Genomic DNA, 23,777 nt, shown 5'->3' on the forward strand with positions numbered 1-23,777 from the left:
GCCCCGTTCATCTGATGTGGATCAAAGTGACATCCACGATATCCGTTAAGACGGTGCGAGAGACAGACATGACCGAGCAAATGCAAGTGGCAGACACACCAGTGACAGACACATCCGCGACCCCTACCGCAGCGCCCCAAGCCGCGACCGACGTAAAAACCAAAGCCGTTCCCACCCTGCCCGACGCCGCCAAGGTGACCGAGGTCAAACATTGGAACGACCGCCTGTTCTCCTTTAAGGTCGAGCGGCCGCAAACGCTGCGGTTCCGGTCCGGCGAATTCGTGATGATCGGGCTGATGAACGACCCCGACCCGAAGACCGGCAAGCAAAAGCCGCTGCTGCGCGCCTATTCCATCGCCTCGCCGTCTTGGGATGAGGAATTGGAATTCTATTCGATCAAGGTGCAAGACGGCCCGCTGACCTCGCGTTTACAACATATCCAGCCCGGCGATGAGATCATCCTGCGCCCGAAACCCGTTGGCACCCTCGTTGTGGACGCGCTTTTGCCCGGCAAGCGGTTGTGGATGTTCGCCACAGGCACCGGGATTGCGCCGTTTGCGTCCTTGATGCGCGAACCGGAAGTTTATGAAAAGTTTGAAGAAGTCATCTTGATGCACACCTGCCGCGAGGTGTCTGAGTTGGAATATGGTCGCCAGCTTGTCGAACATATCAAAACGGATGAAATCCTTTCCGAGATCGAAGACGGCAAGCTGCGCTATTACCCGACGACGACCCGTGAAGCGTTTCATCACATGGGCCGCGTCACCGACAATCTGGCCTCTGGCAAAGTGTTCGAGGACCTCGGTATCCCGCCACTTTGCCCGGAAAACGACCGTGGCATGGTCTGTGGCAACTTGGCGTTTAACAAAGACATCATGAAAATCCTTGATGGCTTTGGCCTGCGCGAAGGCGCCAATTCCGAGCCGAAAGAATATGTGGTCGAAAAGGCCTTTGTCGACTGATCCACGCCAAGCGATCCAAATGCGAAAGCCCGCCTCAGCGATGAGTGCGGGCTTTTTCATGCGCGGGTGCCCCGCGATTGGACATAGAAAAGCCGCGCAAGGTCTCCCCTGCGCGGCCCTGTGATCAGATCACGTCTGGCTTACATGCCAAGCAGCGTGCGCGCTTTTTCCAAAATCGCCCCCAGAAGCTCGGGGTTGTTTTGCGCTTGGGTCATCGCCGTGGTGATGGTGGCTTTGGCAGTTGCATCAAGCGACGATTCGTTGACCAGAGCTTTGGCTTTTTCAAGATCGAAGCCCTCAACGGTCAGCGCCTCAGGGGTCGCCATGTCGTCGGTCGCGATGTCGTCGGTCGCGGTTTCAACAGCATCGCCTGCGGTCTCTGCCGTGTCTGCCGCGGATTCAACCGCATCGGCGGCCGCCTCATTTGCCGTGTCAACGGCAGTTTCGGCTGTGTCTGCGGCATCTGCGGCGGTCTCAGCGGCTTCGTCCGTGCCACCGGCAACCATATCTTTCGCGCCTTCAACAGCATCCGTTGCCATATCTTTGGCACCTTCTGCGGCTTCGGTCGCCATGTCTTTGGCATCTTGAGCGGCGTCCATCGCAGCGGTTGCGGCTTCGGAGGCTGCGTCTGCCGCGCCTTCTCCTGCTGCTTCGGCTGCGTCAGTGGCCGCGTCAACGGCGTCCGTGGCCGCATCGACAGCGGCATCAGCCGCATCGGACACCGCATCAGCCGCGTCAGAGGCGGCTTCGGTGGTTGCATCGGCAGCGTCAGAGGCGGCGTCGGAGACCTGTTCAACAACGGAGCTGGTGCTCTCGGTCGTGGTTTCTGCCGCTTTCTCTTCTTCTTTACAAGCTGCAAGAGACAGGGCCAAGCCAGTGATCAGCGCGCCGGTTACAAAACGATTGGTCATAGAGTAGTCCTCACCATTAACGGGGAATTACGGTTTCCCGGATAGGTGGCGTATGACATGACGTAGATGCAAAGAAAAGGGGCCAGATCCCCGGTTTTTCCCCATGGATGCCCCATGTCGCCTTCTGTGCAAGAAGACGCCGATATTGGGTTGAATATGGCAAGGTTTCGCCTTATTTTCGCGCGACATGAATTGTAACGACTTATAGGAGCTTACCATAGCCCGCAGACCGCATAACGCCCCGCCGACCCGTGACACCGGACCTCGTATCAACGAACGCATCCGGTCGCCGGAAATCCGCCTGATCGGCGCTGAGGGTGAAAACGTTGGTGTCGTCACACCGTCCCGTGCACTTGAAATGGCGATCGAGGCCGGTCTTGACCTCGTGGAAATTTCGCCAAACGCGGAACCGCCGGTTTGTAAGATCATGGATTTCGGCAAGTTCAAATATGAACAGCAGAAACGTGAATCTGAAGCGCGCAAAAAGCAAAAGATCATCGAGATCAAGGAAGTCAAATTCCGTCCCGGCACCGATGTGCATGACTACGAAGTCAAAATGCGCAATGTCGTCAAGTTCCTTGAAAATGGCGACAAGGTCAAAGTGACGTTGCGCTTTCGGGGCCGCGAGATGGCGCACCAGGATTTGGGGCGTGTGCTTTTGGAACGCGTGGCAGAAGACACCAAAGCCATCGGCAAAATCGAAAGCATGCCAAAGCTTGAAGGTCGCCAAATGGTCATGATGATCGGCCCGCTGCCGAAGTGAGGCGTTGCGTCTGACGTGAATGATGAAGCCCCCGCTGTGAAAACATCGGGGGATTTTTTATGGAGATTGAGAAATATCATGAGCTTTTGGGATCAGCGTTACGACCGACCGGACTATGTATTTGGCACCGAACCCGCCGCGTTTTTACCGCGTCATCTGGCGGAGTTGCCCCAAAAGGCCCGCGTGCTCTGCGTCGCGGATGGTGAGGGCCGCAATTCGGTCTGGCTGGCCGAACAGGGTTTGGATGTGACAGCGTTTGACCCCTCCGTCCCGGCTTTGACCAAGGCGCACAAACTGGCGCAGGCGCGCGGGGTTGCGGTGGACTATCATCAAGCCGGGATCGAGGATTGGGATTGGGACCGCCCTTTTGATCTGATCGTGGCGATTTACATTCAATTCATCGGACCAGACGCGCGCGCCGCGTTGTTTCAACAGTTCGATCGCGCCCTTGCCCCCGGTGGCCGGGTGATGATCCACGGCTATACACCCAAACAGGTCGACTACGGCACGGGCGGTCCCGGCAAGGTGGAAAACATGTACACCGAGGCGATGTTGGCGGCGGCTTTTGACGGCTATGACATCATTGAGAATCGCGCCTTTGAGATGCATGTCAATGAGGGCCACGGCCATATCGGTCACTCGGCCCTCATTGATTTTATTGCGCAAAAACCAAAGGTTGCGGGTTAAAACGCCCCCGCGCCTGCCCCCGCCAAGATCAAGATCAGGATCTGCGGTGCCAAAATGCGCAGGAACATCACCAACGGGTAGACCGACACATAGGCCACCGACGCCGCCCCGGTTTTGCTCATAGACACGGCAAAGGCCAAGGCGGGCGGATCGGTCATCGACCCGGCCAAGACGCCACAGAGGCTGAGGTAATTGAACTTGCCAAAGACCCGCGCGATGACGCCAACGATCAGCAGCGGCAGGAGCGTGATGAGGATGCCATAGCCCATCCACACGATGCCGCCGCCATGCAACAGCGTGTCAAAGAACCGATCCCCCGCGACGATACCGACCACGGCCAAAAACAACACGATGCCAAATTCGCGCAGCGCATGGTTGGCGGCGGGCGGCATGTACCATGTGAACGGTCCCCAATGACCCAACCGCCCCAAAACAATCGCGGCCATCAACGGCCCGCCCGCAAGCCCAAGTTTCAGCGGTGCCGACAGGCCCGGCACAGCGAGCGGGATGGACCCCAAAATCACCCCCAAAGCGATGCCGAAAAACAGCGCCGGGAATTGCACCTCTTGCAGCCGCGCATGTTCATTGCCCAGCTCCAAAGCCACCGCGTCAATGTCGGGTTTTGACCCGACGACGGTGACAATATCGCCAAAGGCCAGCGAAGAGGACGCCTGCGCCGGAAGTTCGACGCCTGCACGGTTGATCCGCGACACGGTCACACCGCGCGCTTCGACGAGGGCCAATTCGCGCAAGGGTTTGCCGAGGATTTTGTCCTTGGTCACGACGATGCGCGCCCAGGTCAGCTTGGTGCCCTTGGTGGTCAGCGGCGTGTCGATTTCACGTCCCATGATCAGCTTCATCGCCGCCAATTTCTCGGCAGGGCCCACCATATGCAGGCTATCGCCCAGATGCAGCATGGTGTCACGCGTCGGCACGATCAATTCGCCGCCCGATTTCATCCGCGACGCGACAACCCCATGGTCAAACAGGTCGGGCACATCCCCCAGACGGACACCGTCAAGGTTCTGGTTGGTCACCTCAAGATTGAGTGCGGGCAAGGCCGCCTCACCACTTTTGGTTTCCAACTTATAGGCCTCTTCTTCGCGCTCGATCGTGATCCCAAACAGGACTCGCACCGCAAACATAGAAATTAAAATACCAATGATCCCAAACGGATAGGTCATCGCATAGCCCATACCGGCAAAGCCAACCTCAGAGGCGGGCAAGCCCAATTCGCCAAGCGCCTGTTGCGCCGCACCCAGCCCCGGCGTGTTGGTCACAGCCCCCGACATCACCCCCATCAGGACCGGAAGCGGCAGGTCCGTGAGCGCATAAATCGCCAAGGTCACCGCCACCCCGCCTAAAACGATGCCAATGGCAGCAAGGTTAAAACGCAGGCCGGATTTGGCGAAAGAGGCAAAAAAGCTTGGGCCGACCTGAATGCCGATGGTGTACACGAACAGGATCAGCCCCAATTCGCGCACGAAATGCATGACATCACTGTCAAAGGTGATCCCGGCTTTCGCGGCGAAATGACCGACCAGAATGCCCGAAAACAACACCCCACCGATGCCCAACCCGATCTTGCGGAACTGAAGTTTGCCAAAGAGCAAACCCAACGCCCCGGCCACGGCCAGAGCAAGGGTGGTGAGGGCGACATCTGAGAGCGGGAAGGTCATGTGCCTACTTTCTGGATCAAACGGTGTGAACGCGGCTTGGCCGCGACACTGCACCGCGCTGGGTCACTTGTAAGTGATATGTATCAATTTTCTGCAAACGCATAACGGCCTTGTGCACCATGCCACGTGCACCATGCCACGCCTGCGCTCTCAACGGATATTTTTAGTGGGCGTTTTTAAGGCGTATTCAGCCGCAGCCTGCCATTTTCTGCGCTTTTATCTCTTCAGTTTGCCCTTTAAGCCTCCGGCGACAACAGCCCGCCCACCCCCATCTGCGCGATGTCATCATCGGTGATGCTCACGCCACACAGCAACCGATCCACCAGCCAATCCACCCCGGTCGGTGCAGACCCGCGCGCGCATCCCGGCAAGCCCAAAATCGGCACCGCCCCAAGCCCGCCCGCGAAAAACCGCGAGCCGGGGTCCAGGGGCAGACCAAAACGGGTGATCACCCCGCCCGCCTGTCGCACCGCCTCAGGGGCCACATCGCCGCGATCTATCGTCTCCACAGCCGTCAAGACAAACACAACCTCGCCGCGCGCGCTCAATAACGCCTCAGCCAGCGCCTCTTCACGGTGCGGCACCACCAAGGTTTCGACCAGGCGCACGCCCAATCGGTCCAATCGCGCCCGCACAAACGCCTCGCCTTTGGCTGTCCCCCCATCGCCACCGATCACGGTTTGAATGAGGCTCGCCGTTTCGGCCAGCACGGCACGCACCCGGATCGTGTCATGCGCGTCCTCAATCACCTTTGAGAGCACCGAGCGTTTGACGCCATACGGCAAGACCCGCACTGTCGCCACGACATCGCCTTTGGCGACCCGGTGGAACTGCGGGCGGGTGGCGATGGCCACGCCCTCATCGACCCGGTTCATCCGGGTGAGTCCGGCGGTATCAAGCCCGACAACCCCGGCGCAGGTCGCCGTAATATGCACCGCCCCCGCCATGACCCGCCCGACGTCCAGATTGGCATCACTGGGCACGGGCACCATCGCCGCGCTGACCCGGCGCGCTGCCTCGTCTTGCGCCACGTCATGCGGGTCTAGCTCCGCGACGCGGACCTCGCCCACTCCGGCCATGACCAGTGCCGCAATCTCTGACGGGCCAAGCGTGCACCCCGCCTCCAATCGCCCCCCAGCCTTAAACGCCACAGATTGGGTCAAAATCGTGCCCTTGGCCTCGCGCACCGGGCGGCGTCCATACATCATGGCCGCCTCATCACCTGGATCACCTGCGCGAGGATCGAGACGGCGATCTCGGCCGGGTTTTGGGCGCGGATATCAAGGCCGACAGGGGCGTGCAGACGGGCGATCTGATCGGAACTCAGCCCCGCCTCCTGCAACCGCGCCACACGTTTGGCATGGGTCCGGATCGATCCCAAAGCGCCGATATAAAACGCGTCCGAGCGCAGTGCGGTGATCAGCGCCGGATCATCGAGTTTGGCATCATGGGTGAGCGTGATCACCCCGGTGCGCTCGTCCAACCCATGCGCCAAAAGCGCGGCGTCCGGCCAATCGTCCCCGATGCTTTCGCCCGGAAAGCGGGTGTCGCTGGCAAAGGCGCCGCGCGGGTCAATCAATGTCACGTCAAACCCCGCCAGCCGCGCCATCGGCAAAAACGCCTGTGCGATATGCACCGCGCCGATCACGGCCAAGCGTGCGGGCGGCATGTGGACCGAAACAAACCGCGGCCCATCCGCCTCGATGCCCGATCGGTCGGCAGCAAAGCGGTCGGGGAAGGCCGAAGGGCCGACAAGATCATGCGTGCCGTGCACCAGATCGGTGACAACGCCAATGGACCTGCGTGCCGCGCGCGCTGTGACCACCTCAGCCAAAATCTCCACGGGGAACACCGCGCCTACGGGTTCAAGCAACACCCGGATCGTCCCACCGCAGGCCAATCCAACGGCAAAGGCCGTATCGTCACTGACGCCAAACTCAAGGAGTTTAAAAGCGGGCGCTTCGAGCAACTCCAAGGCCTCGGTCACCACCGCCCCTTCGACACAGCCGCCCGACACCGAGCCGACGATCTCGCCCCTGCCCGAGACGACAAGTTGACTGCCGACCGGACGCGGCGCACTGCCCCAGGTGTCAATCACCGTGGCCAAAACTGCGCCAAACCCGCCCCGGTGCCACGAAAGCGCCCACTCACAGACCGCATCAAAGGCGGGTTCTGCTGTGGCGGGATCAAAGGGCTTGGTCAAACGTGGCTCCTCAACGTGGTGATAAAAACGGGGATCATGGAGATGACTCTAACGCCGCCGGGGCCAGTGTCCAGATGGGTGATGCCAAATGCCTAACCGCGCGCTGATCCGGGCCGTTTGAATGCGAGGGGCCTGGACGGACGGCTGGCTGAAAGAAAAAGAGGCGTCGCAGGAGAAACGCATCCCTGCGACGCCAGTAAAGTATTCTGCCCACGCACAAAAGGCAGGATACAGCGCGGACGATCGGAAGGAGAGTCCGCGGGAGGAATGCAGGGGCCCAACTGTCTGACTGCGGACGTGAACCTCTGCGCTCGAAAATGTGATAGGACAGCGGGATTGCGAAAACTTTGATCTGCATCAAGTGCGATTTTCGGCCCGATATTGACCTCGCGCAGATCGACGCAAACACGATCCCACCGGACAAAAAACCCATGGAATTTCCTGAAAAATAGACATTCAAGCCTCAGATTCGGTTTAATTTTTCGAAACAATCGCCATTTTTAAACAATGCGCGCCAGAGTGTCGCAGGCTCCCAAATGTCAGGTGCCGCCTTGGCAAAGGCCAAGAGCCGTTTTTCCGCCGTCACAATGCCCATCGCATCTGCCGATTCCATCGGTCCGCCGCGCCAGCGCGGATAGCCTTTCGCGATCATCATCACCACGTCGATGTCCACCGGACGGGACACCACGCCGCGCTCCAACAGCCGCGCACCTGCATTGGCTTCGGCCAAAATGATCCGCTCGACAATATCCGTGTCGCTCAAGACCAAGGCCGCGATGCCGCCGTCCGCTCTCAATTCGGCCAAAAGCGCCTCTGCCGCGCTGTCATCCGGTCCGGCCCCGTCAACATAATCGTAAAATCCGGCTCCCTTGGCTTTGCCTGCGCGCCCTTTTCCGGCCAGATATTGCGCCACAGCGCCACTCATATAGCCCAGTCCCAGCGCGTCCATGGCCTCGCAAGGCCCGGCGGGAAAACCGTACTCCCGCATGACCTGATCAATCTGTGCCGGACGCGCCCCCATCAGCAACAGCACATCAACGGCGGCCCATCCGGCCTCTTGCACCACATTGGCAATCAAACCATCCGTGGCCGACACCGTCACCGGGATTTTGCCAAGGCGGCACAAAAACGCATGGGCCGTCACCAAAGCCTTGGGAGACACATCGTCGGAATGGGCCAATTCGACCACGCGGATCATCTGTGCCGGGGCAAAGAAATGCAGACCCAAAAACCGTTCGGGATGGGCCAAATCACGGGCCATCTCGTCAAACCCGCGATCCGCGACCGTGGCCAAAACCACCTCTTCGGATAAAAATTCTTCGACCCGTGCCAAAAGACGTCCGCGCGCCGCCGCATTGCCTTGGGTCGCTTCGATCACCAGATCGGCGGCGGCAAGGCTATCGACGCGGGCGCTGGCGGTGAAGGCGGCCACTCTGGCATCGCGCAGCTCGGGGCTGATCTGGCCCTGTTGCGCGGCGCGGGTGTAGGCGGCTTCGATCCGGTTTTGAACAACGACCAATTGATCGGCACCATTGCCCAAAAGACGAACATGAAACCCATGATCCAAGGCCGCAACGGCAATCCCAAGCGCCAATGTGCCAGTGCCGACAATCCCAAGGGTGATGACCTCGGCAGGCTCAACGCCGTCCACCCCGGTCAGTCGCGCCGCCTGTCTTTCAGCCAAATAAGCGTGCCGGAGGGCGTTGGATTGCGGCGAGGCAAAACAGTCCTCGCGCGCCGCCTGTTCGCGCCAGACACCCGCATCAAAGGGCATCATCAACGCCGCCTCGACGCAGTCGATGATATGTTTTGGTGCCTCAATGCGCGCCCCGCGAATTTCCGTCCGTCGCGCCGCGATCTCCGACATGTAGCGCGCGCCATCGGCCAGACCACGGGTGGCATCGCGGCTCGGACGTGGCCCCTTTTGGCTCTCAACCAAGTGGCGGGCAAAGGCCAAAGCCTCATCACCGACCTTTTTTTGCACCAATTGATCAACGAGGCCGAGTTTTTGCGCTTGGACACCCTCTATCGGGCGGCCCGACAGCAGGAGCGCAAGCGCTGCGTCCGCACCGACCAATCGGGGCAAGCGCTGGGTCACGCCGCCGCCGGGGACAAGGCCAAAGGACACCTCGGGCGCGCCCAATCGCGCCGCCCGTCCCATCACCCGGTAATGCGCCGCCAAAGCCAAGGCCAATCCGGCCTCAAGCGTCGCGCCATGAAGGGCGGCCACCACCGGTTTGCCACAGGCCTCGATCCGGTCACACAGGGAGTTTAACGTCGGCGCGGCCTCGGTGAGCGACAGGGCGTCAGGGGCATAGCCGGTACAAAAAGACGCGCCTTCGCCCGCCACAACAATGGCGCGCACATCGGAGTCATTGTCCGCGTCCTCGATGGCTTTGAACAGCGCCAAGCGCAATGCATCGGTGAGGGTGTTGACGGGCGGGCACGACAGGCGCAGCACGGCCAACGCGCCTTCGCGACTGGACTGTACCAAATCTTGCTCGGGGGTTTCGCCCTGCGCCGCCTTCACATTTTGCCCCACTCGCATCACACGCCCCCCTTACGCCTCACATCGAACGCCCAAAGCCGCCAGTTCCGGCAAAAGAAACGGCGACAAAAGCCACTGTTTGGCCGCTGCGGATCATTTATCCACAGCTTATCCACAGTTTGGGATCATAATGGCGGAGAGCGGGGTGAGAAAGCAAGAACCCTTTTGTTTCGGGCTCTTGCGGGGCATGGTGCGGGTCACGGGCGGGGGCTGTTCCTGCGCCGCCAGCCTGCGCAAAGGCTTTAGCTGTCTGCGGTTTCGTCACGCGTGGGATAAAAATCGTCGGCAGAGCTGTCCTCCAGATCGGCCTCCAATCGCACCAAATCGTCGGGCAAAGGCAGGCCAAGCGCCGACAGTTCCGACAGCGTTTCACGCAACCGCTCTTGCAGCACATGACGATCCTCAGGCTGGGCCGAAATTTCGTTCAAAATCATATAGGCTTGGGCTTTGAGGGCTTCGAATGCCATCGGCGTGTCCTTTCTCGACAGGGCGAAAAACCGATCTCTTAGACCGGCAGATTGTCCCATATATCGTCATCGTCCTCTGCACTCGCCTCCGCGCTCACATAGGCTGTCGCGGCCGGTTCGGAAAAGGATTTATGCAACTTGTCTTTCAACACGGCTGCGGTGTCTTCGTCTTTGACCAGATCATCCACGATGCGGTCAATTTCGATGTCATATTTTGGTGAATTGGGCATAGGCTGTCCTCCTCATATAGGCGTGCTTGTAGGCGTGTTTGCTAAAATTCACACCTCGCGCCCTCCTCAGGCGCGCGCGATGCGGCGGATCATTTGTGTTCGGCGTTGCGTGCGGCGCAGTCTTTACACACTGGTGTATAGGGTAGCACATCCAAACGTTTTGCGCTGATTTCTTCGCCGCAGGCGGCGCAAAATCCGTATTCCCCGGCAGAAATGCGCTGAAGTGCCGCTTCTATCATCGCCAGTTCGAGTTTCCCGGCCACCCCCATGCCCTCAAGCACCTCATCGCTCTCGCGTTCGGTGGCCAGTTCGGCCCAGTCTTTTGACTGATGAGCGTCCAGTTCGGTTTCAATGTTGCGCAGTCTCAGCGTCAATTCCGCTTTGCGTTGCAGCAATTGCGTTTTTCTTTGAACAAGGTCTAGCATGAACATTCCTCCTTGGAAAAACAGCATCCACTCAAACCGCATCACATGCATTGATGTACATCAACAGAATATTAAAGCGATGGGAGATCTCCCATTGCCGGGAAATGCCCCAAATCGGGCAGATCACCCATATCTTCCGCCATATCTCCCCCCATATCCCCCGCCATATCCCCCATGGCCGGAAACGCCCCAAGGGGAGGCAGATCACCCATATCGCCCATATCACCCATGGCGGGGAAATCCCCCATCGGGGGCAGATCACCCATCCCATTTGAGAGCGCCGGGACGGCGGAGCCACCCGAGAGTGCCCCCATATCGCCAAACCCGCCCTCGTCCGGTCCATAAGAGGCGTCCAAAGGATCGTCATCCTCGGTCACAAAAATCAGGCGAACCGCGCGTTTGCCATTGATTTGGCCCAATTGCGCCCGGCTGACGAGGCGATCATCGGCACGCAATTCCACCTTGGACACCGCAGAGCGCGGGATCGACAAGACCATCCCCGCCTCAAGCGACATCACATCGGCCAAGGGCATGCGAATGCGGTGCAAGACCGTGTCAAGGCGGGCCTCCGATGTCATGACAACCGCCTGAAAATCGCGGCCAAAATTGTTGGGCGCGCCGGGGACGGGTTTGGGCGTGGCGCGGGCATAGGGAAAAACCAACAGGATTTCGCCCTCGCGCACACCGCGCCCAAGCGACACGGACAGGCGGTACACCCGGTACGGCACATCATCGAAGGCAATCGAAATGGAACGCGCCTCGCGCAAGTGCGCGGCAACACGAAAGCCCTCGACATGGGGCGGGTCAGCGACCTCGGCGACGTTGGTTTCGAACAGGGACAGAATATGATCGGTGATTTCCGCACACATCACCGCATCCGTCGCGGTGGGCGCGCGCTCTTCGGGCGGCAGTTTCAACACCTTGCCGGTGGTTTGTTGTTCGACCACGGCGGAGATCACATTGCGGTCAAACACCGCCAAGCCATAGGCGTTGTCCGGCCCCTCCAAGAGCGACAAAAGCGCATCGTCGGGCAATTGCTCCGGCAGGCGCAAAATCGAACTGCGCTCCTCGGCCACATGTGTCACCTGCATCACCAACCCGATCGAATCCTCCGCGGCCTTCGCCGCAGCAAGGCGCAGCGCCTTTGCGGGCGACATCGGCTGAACGTCCGGCGGCGGGCGGCCAACGCCCGCTTTGCGGCGCATCGCGGAAATGATGTCTGCGTCAGACATGGTGGTGCATCAAATGTCCCGGTTTCAATCCGCATCAGTTGTGCATGGGCACGGTAAACAAAGGGTTTATTCCGTTAATCTTTTCGCCTCAAATCGCGTTTTCACCCCGCAGAGGGCAGATTTCACCCCGACCGCGCCCGCACCCGCGCCAGATCAACCCGAAATGCCGCCCCGCCCTGCCCCGGCAGATAGGAGATCGTGCCGCCCAGATTGACCATGATTTCACGGCAAATCGCCAATCCAAGCCCCGCTCCACCCGCTTTTGCATGATCGGTGAGCCGTGAGAATTTTTCAAAAATCACCGCTTGTTTGTCCTTGGCAATGCCCGAACCATTGTCGATGAAATCAATCTGAATCGCGTCATCTCCGATCCTGCGGGCGTAGATTTTCAACTCCGGCTGAGGCGCATCGCAATATTTTCGGGCATTGGTGATCAGGTTGATAAACACCTGCGCCAACCGGTCCGGGTCGGTTTCAATCGCGATATGTTCGGACAGGACATGCCGCCGAATGGTGATCGCACCCGCCGCCCCGCCGGAACTGGCCTGAACCGCGCGTTCGATCACGTCATGCAAATTGGTGCGGGTCCAGTTGAGCGTCACCGAGCCGTTTTCCAACACCGAGAGGTCCAAAAGATCGTCCAAAAGCCGGGTCAGCCGCTGGGCCTCGTCATGGATGATGCCGGAGAACCGCGCCAGACTTTCGCCATCCATCTCGCCCGTCTGCCCCGCCTCGCGCAGGATTTCGGAAAAGGCCCGGATCGAGGTCATCGGCGTGCGCAATTCATGCGAGATTTGCGACAGAAACGCATCCTTTTGGATCGACAAGGCGGTCAGTTTCGCGTTGGCCTCGCGCAATTGCCGCGCGGTGCGGGCAAGCTCTTCGGATTTATGCTCAAGCTGGGTCGAATATTCCAACATCTGCGCGGTTTCATCGGCCACGGCCATCAAATCCTCGACCGACACCAACACGCCACCGGCGATTTGCCCCAACATCGCATGGGCCGTCGCCGCCCCCACCGACCCCGCCAATTCACGTTCCAGACGTTCGATAAATTCCGATGTTGCATCCGGTAGATAGCCCTGTTTGCCCTGCGCTTCCGCCTCGGCTTGAAACAGGTTTTGCGCCTCCGCTGGCCCCAAAATCCGCTGTGCCATGACCAAAAGATCTTCGGCCTCGGCAAAACCATGTGACCAGCCGCGCGTCGATCCGGTGTGTTCAAACACACTGACGAATTGCGCGCCCTGAAGCCGTTCAACGGGGCGCGGAAAGGACATCAGAGAACCCAAAATAAACACCAATGTGTTGAGCGCGATGGACCAGACCACGGCATGCACCACAGGGTCGACACCTTCGACGCCAAACAGCGCCTGGGGCCGCAACAGGGCGATGCCAAAGGGGCCATTGTCGAGAAACGCCTGCGTATATCCCGCCGCCGCGCCAAAGGAGGGCAAGAACATCGAATAGGCCCAGACGCAAAAGCCCAGCACAACCCCGGCAATCGCGCCGATCCGCGTGGCTCCGCGCCAGAATATCCCGCCCAACAGCGCCGGCAGCACCTGTGCGACGCCAGAAAACGAGATCATGCCGATGGAGGCCAAGGCCTCTGAGCCGCCGGAAAAATGGAAATAGAGATAGCCCAGAGCCAAGACGCCAAAAATCGACAAGCGGCGGGCAGAGAGCACAAGACTGCGCACATCGCCCGACATGGTGGCGCCGCCCGTGCGCGAACTGAGCCAGATCGGCATGACGATGTGGTTGGACACCATGGTGGAGAGCGCAATCGAGGCGACGATGACCATCGACGTGGCCGAAGAAAACCCGCCCAAAAACGACAGGGTGGCCAAGATGCGTTGATCATAATGCAGCGGCAAAGTGAGGACAAACATGTCCGGGTTCGAGCCCTGGGGCAACACGTCCAACCCCACAACAGCGATGGGGATGACAAACAAAGACATGCCAAACAGGTAGAGCGGAAAGGCCCAACCCGCCGTAAACAAATGATTTTCGTCGACGTTCTCAACCACGATGACCTGAAACATCCGCGGCAGAGTGATCAGCGCCGCGCCTGACAACAAGGTCAGCGTGATCCAGCGCGTGCCGTGAATGGAATGCTGGGCGACAGGCGAGGCATCAATGCGCGTCATCATATCGCCCATCCCATCGGACAGGCCCCAGACGACGAATATCCCGACACCGACAAGCGCCACGAATTTGACCACCGCTTCCAAGGCGATCGCGGTCACGACCCCGTGGTGGCGCTCATTGGCATCGAGGTTGCGCGTACCAAAGAGGATGGTGAACAACGCCAATCCGGCGGCGACCCAAAGCGCGGTTTTGTCCAGATCGGGCACCACCATGCCGGAGGGATCATTGAGGCCAAAGACTGCGAAAGACAGCGCCACGGATTGCAATTGCAGCGCGATATAGGGCGTGGTGCCGATCACCGCCAAAAGCGTCACCAAAACGCCCAAAGTGGTCGATTTGCCGTAGCGCGAAGAGATCAAATCGGCGACCGAGGTGATCCGCTGGGTTCGGCCAATGCGCACAAGTTTGCGTAAAATCCACCACCAGCCGATCATCACCAAAGACGGTCCAAGATAGATCGTCAGATACTCAAGGCCCGAGCGCGCCGCATAGCCGACCGCGCCGTAAAACGTCCATGCCGTACAGTATATAGAGAGTGAGAGCGTGTAGACCCAAGGCGAGCGCAGCCAGCCCAGCCGTCCGGCCTCCGCCCGCTTTTCCGCCCAAAACGCCACCACGAACAGGAATGTGGCATAGCTCACACAGGCCAGAACAAGGATGTTGAAATGGAACATTCAGCGGCGGTCCCCGGCCCGGTCTTCGGTCTGGTTTTCGGTCTGGTTTTCGGCCCGGTCTTTGGCGGTGTGATCCTCACCCCAACCTTCGGAGGTCGGCAGATCGCCCAACGCGCCCTCAGATCGGCTTTGCGAGGTCAAAAGCTCTTCGGTGCGCGCCGCACCATGGGCCAGCAAAAACGCCAACCACCCCGCCGCCAAAATCCCAAGCGCCCAGACCACAAACACATGCACGAAAGACCGTGATCCAGCGCCCAAGGGCTGATCCGTGCCCTCGCCGCCCCACAAAAGCGGCAAAAGCCACAGGCAAAGCAACAAAAAGGGCAAGAGCCGTTGCGCATCAATCAAGCGTCTGCGCCGATAAGACGCGCGCGCCAGATAGACCGGGGCGCGCCCCTCAGCCATCGCTGCGCGCCTGCGCCCGATCCGGCCCGGCCAAACTGCGCACGGCCTCTAACATTTCGGAATTGGAAAACGGTTTGGTCATGAAATGCGACACGCCCGCCGCCTCGGCCATATCGCGATCTTTCTTTTGTCCCCGCGCGGTCAGCATCAAAATCGGCCGCGTCGCATGCTCTGCCATGCCGCGCAGATCGCGCAGGATGTCAAAACCGGATTTGTTCGGCAACATCACGTCCAAAATCACAATATCGGGCCGTTTGGCCGCCACCGCTGCCACTGCCGTCGCCCCGTCCGAATGTGTTTCCACGGTCCAGCCGTCCCGCGACAGAATAAACCGGATCGCTTCAATTATGTTTGGCTCGTCTTCGATCAGCAACACACGCTTGCCCATCTGACAGACCCTCTCTCCCAAAGGCGTTTTTTCCAATCCCTCATCCGAAGATATAGAAAATCGCATACATCCGCGCGCATCCGTTCCATGCCCGGTGCATTTTGAATCCCCCCTCCTCCCAAAGATAGAATTCAGAACGCGTTAACTGCCTAGCCTTATGGCGTTTCAAAGCACTCATGTCAAAACTTCTCACGCCGGTGTGAGATTTATCGAACGTCATGCGTCTGGCAAAAATGGCCTGTAACCACCTCACAGGCACTGTCTCTTATCACGCGCCCTTACCCCTCTTCCACATCCTCCAAGACCATCGACGGTTCACGGCGGGCCACGCAATTCATTCGGGCGCAGACGCGGCAGCTTGTGCCCACGCCCAAGACCTCGGCGTCGCGCGGGACATGGCCCAGACCATCGAGCCGATCCAGCGGCAAAAACAACATCGTCACCTCGACCACCTCAGGGGCGTCGAAACTTTTGGGCACGCGCGGCTGACAGATCGCATAGGCCAGATAGCGCCGCGCCGGTTGGCCCTGTTGTTCGACCACGCGGCGGATCGGCACCATCGGTCTGAGCAAGGCCTGATACAGCGGCCAGAGCGCACAGGCGGCGCCAAAGCGCGGCGGAGCAAAACCGTCGAGCGGCTTGCGAAAAGTCAGCGCACCGGAGCCGTCACAGATCACAAGGCCCATCGGCGGACGGCCTTCTTTCGGAGGCAAGGCGGCCAGACGGCGCATCGCAGCGGCCAGATCCACGCCGGTTTCCTGCGCCAAAGCCGCCGGATCGGGCCCATGCGCGGCGATCACATCCTCGACCAAGGACACCGGCATTTTTTCCGCCTCGGCCCGCGCCCGCAACACCCATTTGCGCGCCAAACTTTGCGCGGCAGGCGAACGCAGCCCCTCATCCCCGATCAAATCCGGCATCAACCCGCACTCAAGCTCGGGGATGGTAAAGTCGCGCTGCGCCAACCACGCTTCGACCTCATCCAAGGGGGCCGATAGCGTGTCCTCGGATTTGCCCACCGTATCAAGATAACTCACCAACGCCTGCGAGCCATCGGCCAGACGTTGGCTGTCCTCATAAAGGTTGCGGTGAAACCGGGCCTGCCAGTCGCGGTCAATGTCGCCTGCGTTGTTCAAAATTCCCGCCGTCGAACGGATCGCGGTCACGGTCGAGAGGACTTCGTGCAGACTGTCAGAAAGGAACGGGTCATGGGCCAAACGGTCATTGAGCGCTTCTACTCTGCGTTCAAGCGCGGTGATCCGATCGCGCTGCGCCACCACCAAAGCGGCCCAGCCCGGAAAACGTCCGGCAAATTCTTCGGCCCGCGCGGTTTCCGGATCTGTTGTGCCTTTGGCCCCACCACGGCGCGGCCCCGGCGCGGCGTTGCTGGCCGCATCTTGCAGCCCTTCCATCAAAGGCGCTTGTGCGCCTTCGGTCAGCGCGGAGGGTTCAACCCCCAAGGCGCGCGCCAGATCGACCAGTAATTTCCCACCGATTCTGCGGCGGTTGTGTTCGATCAAATTCAAATAAGACGGCGAAATGCCCACATCACGGGCCAAATCGGCCTGTTTGAGCCCCTCTAAAGAGCGCCGTTCACGGATTCGTGTGCCTGTCAGGGCGGATCTGGGCATCGTCTTTCCTCAACTGCGACCTCTAAACGCGAATGATTTCAGTCTCTTTCTGCGGAGGCGAAGGGCCTTATGCTGCGCTTGCGCGAAAATAGATTTACAATGCATACCATGGCATTGTATATTTATTAACAAAAAAATCGTTAACAATAAAGCACTTGTTGATGAATTTTCTCATGGCACTCAGTATTACCCCATCTCGTTTACACCGATTGCTCGGAGACGGGATCTGCGCGCCGCCTGGGCTTCGGGGAGGAAGTCCGGGCGAGCCTGACAAATTCTAGGGAGGAATATACATGTCCAAAACCGATCTGACACGACGCGTTTCGCGTCGCGGCGTGATCAAAACCGGGGCCATTGCTGGCGCTGGTCTCGCGCTGCCGACGATCTTCACCTCAGGCGCCCGCGCCTTTACCAACGAACCAACGGGCGGCACGGTCACCCTCGGCTTTAACGTGCCCCAATCAGGTGCCTATGCCGATGAGGGCGCGGATGAGTTGCGCGCCTATCAACTGGCGGTCGAGCATCTGAACGGCGAAGGCGACGGCGGCATGCTGAACACCTTCAGCTCCAAGGTTCTTGAGGGCAATGGCATCCTTGGCAAAAAGGTTGGTTTTGTCACCGGCGACACCCAAACCAAATCGGATGCGGCGCGCGCCTCTGCCAAATCCATGATCGAAAAAGACGGTGCGGTGATGATCACCGGCGGCTCGTCTTCGGGCGTGGCCGTGGCTGTTCAGGGCCTGTGCCAGGAAGCGGGCGTGATCTTCATGGCCGGTCTGACCCATTCCAACGACACCACGGGCAAAGACAAAAAAGCCAACGGATTCCGTCACTTCTTTAACGCCTATATGTCCGGTGCAGCACTCGCTCCGGTGTTGGCGGCCCGCTATGGTGCGGATCGCAAGGCCTATCACTTGACGGCCGATTACACCTGGGGCTGGACCCAGGAGGAATCCATTGCCGCCGCCACTGAGGCGCTTGGCTGGGAAACCGTGAACAAGGTGCGCACACCGCTTGGCGCAGGCGATTTCTCCTCCTACATCACCCCGGTTCTGCAAACGGACGCGGATGTGCTGATCCTGAACCACTACGGCGGAGACATGGTCAACTCGCTGACCAACGCGGTGCAATTCGGTCTGCGCGACAAGATGGTCAATGGCAAGCAATTCGAAATCGTTGTGCCACTGTTCTCGCGTCTGATGGCGCGCGGTGCGGGCGAAAACATCAAGGGCATCCTTGGCTCCACCAACTGGCACTGGTCGCTGAGCGATGAAGGCTCGCAAGCCTTTGTGAAATCCTTCGGCACCAAATATGGCTTCCCGCCATCGCAGGCTGCACACACCTGTTATGTGCAGAGCCTTCTGTACGCCGATGCCGTGGCCCGCGCCGGATCGTTCAACCCCTGCGCCGTTGTCGAAGCGCTTGAAGGCTTTGAATTTGACGGTTTGGGCAATGGTCCAACGCTCTATCGTGCCGAAGATCACCAGTGTTTCAAAGATGTTTTGGTGGTGCGCGGGAAAGAGAACCCAACCTCCGAATTCGACCTTCTCGAAGTTGTCGAAATCACTCCGGCGGCTCAGGTCACCTACCCGGTCGATCATCCGATGTTCGCAGGCGGCGCATTGGGCGACTGTAACGCGGGCTGATCGCGCCCTCAAAGAGGGGCTGAACCGCAACAGCGGCGGTCCCTCGCCTCTTCCAAACCCAAGTGGGCCGGACCGCATATCGCGGCTCCGGCCTCCGCCACCCCGGCCCAAACGTGGCGCCGGGACAGGTGGATTTTGGTCAACCGACACGCTCAACCCAACAGGTGGGGACCATGGAAACAATCCTTCTGCAATTGCTCAACGGGCTCGATAAAGGCTCGGCCTATGCGTTGATCGCGCTTGGGCTTACATTGATTTTCGGCACGCTGGGCGTGGTCAATTTTGCCCATGGCGCGATTTTCATGATCGGGGCGTTTTGCGCGGTGACATTGTCGCGCATCTTCTCAATCTCGTTTGAAACCGTCGATCCGACCAAACTCGATTTCCTCGGCAACCCGGCCAAAATCAAAACCCCCTATGTCGAGGCGTGGTTTGGCGCGGACGCGGGTGCGTGGATGATCGACTGGGCGGTGCCTTTGGCGATCTTGTTCTCCATCCCGATCATGATCGCGGTGGGATGGGCCATGGAACGCGGCTTGATCAAGCATTTCTACAAACGCCCCCACGCCGATCAGATCCTTGTGACCTTTGGCCTCGCCATCGTGCTGCAAGAGATCATCAAATATTTCTACGGTGCCAACCCGATCTCCACCCCGGCCCCCGACGCGTTCCGCGGCTCGTTCGATTTTGGTGCCGCTCTGGGTTTTGATCCGAATGTCATCATCTACCCCTACTGGCGTTTGATCTATTTCGGCTTTGCCGCTGTGGTCATCGGGGCGGTGTTTTCGTTTTTGCGCTTTACCACCTTCGGGATGGTCGTGCGCGCGGGCATGGCGGACCGGGAAACCGTGGGACTTTTGGGCATCAACATCGACCGCAAATTCACCATCATGTTCGGCCTCGCCGCCGCCGTCGCGGGCATGGCGGGCGTGATGTACGCGCCGATCCTGTCACCGAACTATCACATGGGCATGGACTTTTTGGTGCTGTCCTTCGTGGTCGTGGTTGTGGGCGGCATGGGCTCGTTGCCCGGTGCGGTCGCCGCAGGCTTTCTCTTGGGCATCTTGGAGAGCTTCTCGTCGATGAACGAAATCAAATCAATCATCCCCGGCATCGACCAGATCATCATCTATGTCGTCGCCATCATCATCCTGTTGACCCGTCCACGCGGCTTGATGGGCAAAAAAGGCGTGATGGAGGACTAAAGCCATGTTCGGACTGAATAAAAAAGACACCACCTTCTTACTGATCGTCATCGGGTTGACCCTGTTCACGCCGATCCTGATGCAACCGTTCGCCGAGGGCTCGGGGCTGGCACAATTCAACGGCGGCTACCCCGACTTGATGCAAAAAGTCGCCATTTTCGGCATCTTTGCGGTCGGGTTCAACATCCTCTTTGGCCTCACCGGATACCTGTCCTTTGGTCATGCCGCCTTCCTTGGCATCGGGTCATACTCCGCCGTCTGGATGTTCAAACTGCTGACGATGAACGTCATTCCCGGCATCCTTTTGGCCATGATCGTCTCCGGCCTCTTTGCCGCCGCCATCGGCTATGTGTCCCTGCGGCGTTCCGGGATTTACTTTTCGATCCTCACATTGGCCTTCGCGCAGATGTGCTACAAAATGGCCTATTCCGTGCTCACACCGCTGACCAATGGCGAAACCGGCCTGCAATTGGCGCTGGATGATCCGCGGATTTTGGACAAGGCGATCGAGGGCTCGTCCCTGCCCGTCACCAATATCTTCGGCCTGGCGATGAACAGCACCTACAAACTCGAAGTCATGAACCATGTGTTCACCTTCAGCGTTGGCTTTTACTTTTGTGCCGTCATTGCGATCCTGGCCTTTTACGTCGCCATCCGGCTGTTCCGCTCGCCTTTTGGCATGATGCTGCGCGCGGTGAAATCGAACCAACACCGGATGAATTACACCGGGCTTGACCCAAAACCCTACACTCTGGCGGCCTTTGTGATCTCCGGCATGTATGCGGGTCTTGCCGGCGGGCTTTTGGCGGCGATGGACCCTTTGGCGGGCGCGGATCGGATGCTTTGGACCGCCTCTGGCGAGGTCGTCATCATGACCATCTTGGGTGGGGCTGGCACCTTGATGGGTCCGGTTTTGGGCGCGGGGGTGATCAAGTATCTTGAAAATATCTTCTCCAAAATCAACGAAACCGTGCTGCACAGCTGGTTCCATTGGCTGCCCGACGGGATCGAAGATGTCGTGGTCTGGGTCTTTGCCCGCTTCACCGGCGAAGGCTGGCACCTCACCCTTGGTGTGACCTTCATGTTGGTCGTGACCTTCTTGCCCGGTGGTTTGATCCAAGGCCTTGGACACATTCGGGATCGGTTCAAGAACGGTAAAAAGAAACGCGACAAATACGATGATCCCGACCCGGACCATCACCCCGCCCCCACAAAACGCGTTGCAGGAGAATGAACATGGGAATTCTTGAAGTCAAAGGCGTGGGCAAACGGTTCGGCGGTCTGCAAGCTCTGGGTAATGTCAATCTGTCGATCCACGAGAACACAGTCCACGCCATCATCGGCCCCAACGGCGCGGGCAAATCCACGCTCTTGAACTGTCTGGTCGGCAAACTCATGCCAGACACCGGATCGGTCATGTTCGATGGCCAATCGGTCTTGGGGCGCAAACCCCATGAAATCAACCAAATGGGCATCTCCCGCGTGTTCCAAACCCCTGAGATTTTTGGCGATCTCACGGTGATGGAAAACATGATGATCCCGTGTTTTGCCAAACGCGATGGGGCCTTTCGGATGCATGCGTTTGAAAGCATGGCACAGGAGGGCGATTTGATCGCCAAGGCCGAAAAGATGCTCTCCGACGTCGGCATGTTGGAAAAGCGCGAGATGGTGGCATCCTCCATGTCGCGCGGCGACAAACGCCGACTTGAGATTGCGATGTGTCTGGTGCAGGAGCCGAAACTTTTGCTGTTGGACGAACCCACGGCGGGCATGGCACGCGCCGACACCAACAACACCATCGACCTTTTGAAACAAATCAAAGCCGAACGCGACATAACCATCGCCATCATCGAACACGACATGCATGTGGTGTTTTCGCTCGCCGACCGGATCACGGTTTTGGCCCAAGGCACCCCCTTGGTCGAAGACACGCCGGACAACATCAAAGGTCACCCAAAGGTCAAAGAGGCCTATTTGGGTGAGACGCAACAGGTTTAAAGGGCGGCATCATGACACAAGAGTTCAATCCAAACGCCAATCATGCCGAAACCGCACCTGCGTTCTTTTCCGCATGGGATATTCACGCCTATTACGGTGAAAGCTACATCGTCCAAGGCGTGTCCTTTAACATCCACGAGGGCGAGATTTTGGCCCTTTTGGGCCGCAATGGCGCGGGCAAAACCTCGACCCTGCGCGCGTTGGCCCGTCTGGATAGCCCGCAGGTCACCCATGGCGAAATCTGGCTCGACCACGAACGCCTGCACGACAAAACCTCTTATGAGGCGGCGGTGCGCGGCATTTCTTTGGTCCCCGAAGATCGCCGGATCATCCCCGGCCTGACCGTTGAGGAAAACCTGCAACTGGCGCAGATTGTGGAACCCGTGGGCTGGTCGCTGGATCGACTGTACGACCTGTTCCCGCGCCTGCGCGAACGGCGCAAACAAGAGGGCATCACCCTGTCGGGCGGCGAACAACAAATGCTCGCCATTGCCCGCGCTTTGGCCCGCGACATCAAAGTGTTGTTGCTTGATGAGCCTTACGAAGGCCTCGCCCCTGTCATCGTGGATGAGATTGAAAAGACGCTCAAAATCATCAAAGCACAGGGCATCACCACCGTTCTGGTCGAACAAAACGCCGTGCGCGCGCTCAATTTGGCCGACCGCGCCGTCATTCTTGATACCGGTCGGGTGGTTTATGATGGTAGTGCTAAAGAAGTACTTGAGAACGAAGCGCTAAGAACCGAATATCTGGCCATCTGAATCTGCTCCGCCTTGACCTCCCGCGTCTCGGTAAGGGGCCGCCTGCGCCGGACACCCGGCGCGGGCCAAATGCACTCTCGGGAGGAGGCACTATGACGAACCCCATCTACCCGCCAAGCGACGACTTCGCCGCCAATGCTCTGATATCCAAAGAAAAATACACCGACATGTACGCGCGCTCGGTGAGCGATCCGGTTTCGTTTTGGGCGGAGCAGGGGAAGATCCTGGATTGGATGGAACCCTACACGCAGGTCAAAAAGACCTGTTTTGAGTTCGGGCGCGTTGACATCAAATGGTATTCGGATGGCGTTTTGAACGTCTCGGCCAACTGTATCGACCGCCATTTGCCGAAAAAATCCCTGCAAACCGCAATTATTTTCGAACCCGATGATCCCGAGGCCGACGCCCAGCACATCACCTACAAAGAGCTGTCTGACAAGGTGAACCGCTTTGCCAACGTGCTGCTCTCTCAGGGCGTCATGCGCGGCGATCGTGTGGTGATTTACCTGCCGATGATCCCAGAGGCCGCTTATGCCATGCTCGCCTGCGCCCGCATCGGCGCGATCCACTCCATTGTTTTCGCGGGCTTTTCCCCCGACGCCCTGGCCAACCGCATCAACGATTGCGGCGCCAAGCTCGTCATCACCTCCGACACCGCGCCCCGCGGTGGCAAGCGCACGCCGCTCAAGGCCAACACCGACGCCGCCCTGCTGCACTGCTCGGATAAGGTCCGCTGCCTCGTCGTCAAACACACCGGCGATCAGATCACCTGGATCCAGGGCCGCGATGTCGACGTCAAATATCTGATGGAACA

The 23,777-nt window shown here is 59.1% G+C and carries 22 protein-coding genes; 9 read left to right on the forward strand and 13 right to left on the reverse strand.

Annotation, left to right across the window (positions count from 1 at the left end; genetic code table 11):
* Positions 1-68: 68 nt before the first annotated feature.
* On the forward strand, positions 69-962 hold the full coding sequence (locus BLT54_RS14515; RefSeq protein ID WP_245708010.1) for a ferredoxin--NADP reductase: 894 nt from the start codon (positions 69-71) through the stop codon (positions 960-962).
* Between the two features lie 140 nt (positions 963-1,102).
* On the opposite strand, the gene BLT54_RS22215 is transcribed toward BLT54_RS14515, so the two are convergent.
* Positions 1,103-1,873, reverse strand: a complete 771-nt coding sequence (locus tag BLT54_RS22215) for a hypothetical protein (protein WP_074646014.1) — start codon at positions 1,871-1,873, stop codon at positions 1,103-1,105.
* Between the two features lie 268 nt (positions 1,874-2,141).
* On the opposite strand from BLT54_RS22215, the gene infC reads away from it, so the two are divergent.
* Both infC and BLT54_RS14530 read left to right on the forward strand, forming a co-directional pair.
* On the forward strand, positions 2,142-2,636 hold the full coding sequence (infC, locus tag BLT54_RS14525; RefSeq protein ID WP_226946198.1) for a translation initiation factor IF-3: 495 nt from the start codon (positions 2,142-2,144) through the stop codon (positions 2,634-2,636).
* Positions 2,637-2,714: 78 nt separating this feature from the next.
* Positions 2,715-3,323 carry an SAM-dependent methyltransferase gene (locus BLT54_RS14530; RefSeq protein WP_074646016.1) on the forward strand — a complete coding sequence of 203 codons (609 nt, stop codon included), beginning with the start codon at positions 2,715-2,717 and terminating at the stop codon, positions 3,321-3,323.
* On the opposite strand, the gene BLT54_RS14535 is transcribed toward BLT54_RS14530, so the two are convergent.
* The 12 genes from BLT54_RS14535 to BLT54_RS14595 all read right to left on the reverse strand — a co-directional run bounded on the left by BLT54_RS14535 (position 3,320) and on the right by BLT54_RS14595 (position 17,353).
* Entirely contained in the window at positions 3,320-5,002 is a 1,683-nt protein-coding gene (locus tag BLT54_RS14535) for a putative transporter (protein WP_074646017.1), read from the reverse strand. The genes BLT54_RS14530 and BLT54_RS14535 overlap by 4 nt on opposite strands.
* Positions 5,003-5,238: 236 nt before the next feature.
* Positions 5,239-6,210, reverse strand: a complete 972-nt coding sequence (locus BLT54_RS14540; RefSeq protein ID WP_074646018.1) for a molybdopterin-binding protein — start codon at positions 6,208-6,210, stop codon at positions 5,239-5,241.
* Positions 6,207-7,205, reverse strand: coding sequence for an XdhC family protein (locus BLT54_RS14545; protein WP_074646019.1), 999 nt, complete (start codon positions 7,203-7,205; stop codon positions 6,207-6,209). The genes BLT54_RS14540 and BLT54_RS14545 overlap by 4 nt, the downstream gene beginning before the upstream one ends.
* Before the next feature lie 463 nt (positions 7,206-7,668).
* Entirely contained in the window at positions 7,669-9,753 is a 2,085-nt protein-coding gene (locus BLT54_RS14550) for an enoyl-CoA hydratase-related protein (protein ID WP_074646020.1), read from the reverse strand.
* A gap of 242 nt (positions 9,754-9,995) precedes the next feature.
* Positions 9,996-10,220 (reverse strand): hypothetical protein, encoded by a 225-nt coding sequence (locus tag BLT54_RS14555; RefSeq protein WP_074646021.1) that lies wholly within the window; start codon positions 10,218-10,220, stop codon positions 9,996-9,998.
* 38 nt (positions 10,221-10,258) lie between these two features.
* Positions 10,259-10,450 carry a hypothetical protein gene (locus BLT54_RS14560; protein WP_074646022.1) on the reverse strand — a complete coding sequence of 64 codons (192 nt, stop codon included), beginning with the start codon at positions 10,448-10,450 and terminating at the stop codon, positions 10,259-10,261.
* Between the two features lie 89 nt (positions 10,451-10,539).
* The gene (locus BLT54_RS14565; RefSeq protein ID WP_074646049.1) at positions 10,540-10,875 is read right to left on the reverse strand and encodes a TraR/DksA family transcriptional regulator; all 336 of its coding nucleotides are present in this window, start codon (positions 10,873-10,875) and stop codon (positions 10,540-10,542) included.
* A gap of 71 nt (positions 10,876-10,946) precedes the next feature.
* Positions 10,947-12,107 carry a FliM/FliN family flagellar motor switch protein gene (locus BLT54_RS14570; protein ID WP_074646023.1) on the reverse strand — a complete coding sequence of 387 codons (1,161 nt, stop codon included), beginning with the start codon at positions 12,105-12,107 and terminating at the stop codon, positions 10,947-10,949.
* 122 nt (positions 12,108-12,229) lie between these two features.
* On the reverse strand, positions 12,230-14,929 hold the full coding sequence (locus tag BLT54_RS14575; RefSeq protein WP_074646024.1) for an ATP-binding protein: 2,700 nt from the start codon (positions 14,927-14,929) through the stop codon (positions 12,230-12,232).
* Entirely contained in the window at positions 14,930-15,334 is a 405-nt protein-coding gene (locus tag BLT54_RS22590) for a hypothetical protein (RefSeq protein ID WP_074646025.1), read from the reverse strand.
* A complete protein-coding gene (locus BLT54_RS14585; protein WP_074646026.1) occupies positions 15,327-15,722 on the reverse strand; it encodes a response regulator transcription factor in 396 nt (131 codons plus the stop codon). The genes BLT54_RS22590 and BLT54_RS14585 overlap by 8 nt, the downstream gene beginning before the upstream one ends.
* 278 nt (positions 15,723-16,000) lie before the next feature.
* Positions 16,001-17,353: a helix-turn-helix domain-containing protein gene (locus tag BLT54_RS14595; protein WP_074646028.1), complete on the reverse strand. Its 1,353-nt coding sequence runs from the start codon at positions 17,351-17,353 to the stop codon at positions 16,001-16,003.
* Between the two features lie 293 nt (positions 17,354-17,646).
* Between BLT54_RS14595 and BLT54_RS14600 the strand changes: the two genes are divergently transcribed.
* The 6 genes from BLT54_RS14600 to BLT54_RS14625 form a co-directional block, all read left to right on the forward strand.
* On the forward strand, positions 17,647-18,999 hold the full coding sequence (locus BLT54_RS14600) for a substrate-binding protein (RefSeq protein WP_074646029.1): 1,353 nt from the start codon (positions 17,647-17,649) through the stop codon (positions 18,997-18,999).
* Between the two features lie 173 nt (positions 19,000-19,172).
* Positions 19,173-20,204: a branched-chain amino acid ABC transporter permease gene (locus tag BLT54_RS14605; RefSeq protein ID WP_074646030.1), complete on the forward strand. Its 1,032-nt coding sequence runs from the start codon at positions 19,173-19,175 to the stop codon at positions 20,202-20,204.
* Between the two features lie 4 nt (positions 20,205-20,208).
* The gene (locus tag BLT54_RS14610; protein ID WP_074646031.1) at positions 20,209-21,438 is read left to right on the forward strand and encodes a branched-chain amino acid ABC transporter permease; all 1,230 of its coding nucleotides are present in this window, start codon (positions 20,209-20,211) and stop codon (positions 21,436-21,438) included.
* A 2-nt stretch (positions 21,439-21,440) separates the two neighbouring features.
* Positions 21,441-22,202: an ABC transporter ATP-binding protein gene (locus BLT54_RS14615; RefSeq protein WP_074646032.1), complete on the forward strand. Its 762-nt coding sequence runs from the start codon at positions 21,441-21,443 to the stop codon at positions 22,200-22,202.
* 11 nt (positions 22,203-22,213) lie between these two features.
* Positions 22,214-22,963, forward strand: a complete 750-nt coding sequence (locus BLT54_RS14620; RefSeq protein WP_074646033.1) for an ABC transporter ATP-binding protein — start codon at positions 22,214-22,216, stop codon at positions 22,961-22,963.
* Positions 22,964-23,055: 92 nt separating this feature from the next.
* Positions 23,056-23,777 (forward strand): AMP-binding protein (locus tag BLT54_RS14625; RefSeq protein ID WP_143026828.1); only part of this gene is annotated, 722 nt, incomplete at its 3' end.

Source organism: Celeribacter baekdonensis, assembly GCF_900102315.1.
Classification (GTDB): Bacteria; Pseudomonadota; Alphaproteobacteria; order Rhodobacterales; family Rhodobacteraceae; genus Celeribacter; species Celeribacter baekdonensis.

What these genes read in the sequence shown, in the direction of transcription:
- BLT54_RS14515 (WP_245708010.1), top strand. Translation starts at nt 69, where the DNA reads ATGACCGAGCAAATGCAAGTGGCAGACACACCAGTGACAGACACATCC.
- BLT54_RS22215 (WP_074646014.1), bottom strand. Translation starts at nt 1,873, where the DNA reads ATGACCAATCGTTTTGTAACCGGCGCGCTGATCACTGGCTTGGCCCTG.
- BLT54_RS14530 (WP_074646016.1), top strand. Translation starts at nt 2,715, where the DNA reads ATGAGCTTTTGGGATCAGCGTTACGACCGACCGGACTATGTATTTGGC.
- BLT54_RS14535 (WP_074646017.1), bottom strand. Translation starts at nt 5,002, where the DNA reads ATGACCTTCCCGCTCTCAGATGTCGCCCTCACCACCCTTGCTCTGGCC.
- BLT54_RS14540 (WP_074646018.1), bottom strand. Translation starts at nt 6,210, where the DNA reads ATGATGTATGGACGCCGCCCGGTGCGCGAGGCCAAGGGCACGATTTTG.
- BLT54_RS14550 (WP_074646020.1), bottom strand. Translation starts at nt 9,753, where the DNA reads ATGCGAGTGGGGCAAAATGTGAAGGCGGCGCAGGGCGAAACCCCCGAG.
- BLT54_RS14555 (WP_074646021.1), bottom strand. Translation starts at nt 10,220, where the DNA reads ATGGCATTCGAAGCCCTCAAAGCCCAAGCCTATATGATTTTGAACGAA.
- BLT54_RS14560 (WP_074646022.1), bottom strand. Translation starts at nt 10,450, where the DNA reads ATGCCCAATTCACCAAAATATGACATCGAAATTGACCGCATCGTGGAT.
- BLT54_RS14565 (WP_074646049.1), bottom strand. Translation starts at nt 10,875, where the DNA reads ATGCTAGACCTTGTTCAAAGAAAAACGCAATTGCTGCAACGCAAAGCG.
- BLT54_RS14570 (WP_074646023.1), bottom strand. Translation starts at nt 12,107, where the DNA reads ATGTCTGACGCAGACATCATTTCCGCGATGCGCCGCAAAGCGGGCGTT.
- BLT54_RS14575 (WP_074646024.1), bottom strand. Translation starts at nt 14,929, where the DNA reads ATGTTCCATTTCAACATCCTTGTTCTGGCCTGTGTGAGCTATGCCACA.
- BLT54_RS22590 (WP_074646025.1), bottom strand. Translation starts at nt 15,334, where the DNA reads ATGGCTGAGGGGCGCGCCCCGGTCTATCTGGCGCGCGCGTCTTATCGG.
- BLT54_RS14585 (WP_074646026.1), bottom strand. Translation starts at nt 15,722, where the DNA reads ATGGGCAAGCGTGTGTTGCTGATCGAAGACGAGCCAAACATAATTGAA.
- BLT54_RS14595 (WP_074646028.1), bottom strand. Translation starts at nt 17,353, where the DNA reads ATGCCCAGATCCGCCCTGACAGGCACACGAATCCGTGAACGGCGCTCT.
- BLT54_RS14600 (WP_074646029.1), top strand. Translation starts at nt 17,647, where the DNA reads ATGTCCAAAACCGATCTGACACGACGCGTTTCGCGTCGCGGCGTGATC.
- BLT54_RS14605 (WP_074646030.1), top strand. Translation starts at nt 19,173, where the DNA reads ATGGAAACAATCCTTCTGCAATTGCTCAACGGGCTCGATAAAGGCTCG.
- BLT54_RS14610 (WP_074646031.1), top strand. Translation starts at nt 20,209, where the DNA reads ATGTTCGGACTGAATAAAAAAGACACCACCTTCTTACTGATCGTCATC.
- BLT54_RS14615 (WP_074646032.1), top strand. Translation starts at nt 21,441, where the DNA reads ATGGGAATTCTTGAAGTCAAAGGCGTGGGCAAACGGTTCGGCGGTCTG.
- BLT54_RS14620 (WP_074646033.1), top strand. Translation starts at nt 22,214, where the DNA reads ATGACACAAGAGTTCAATCCAAACGCCAATCATGCCGAAACCGCACCT.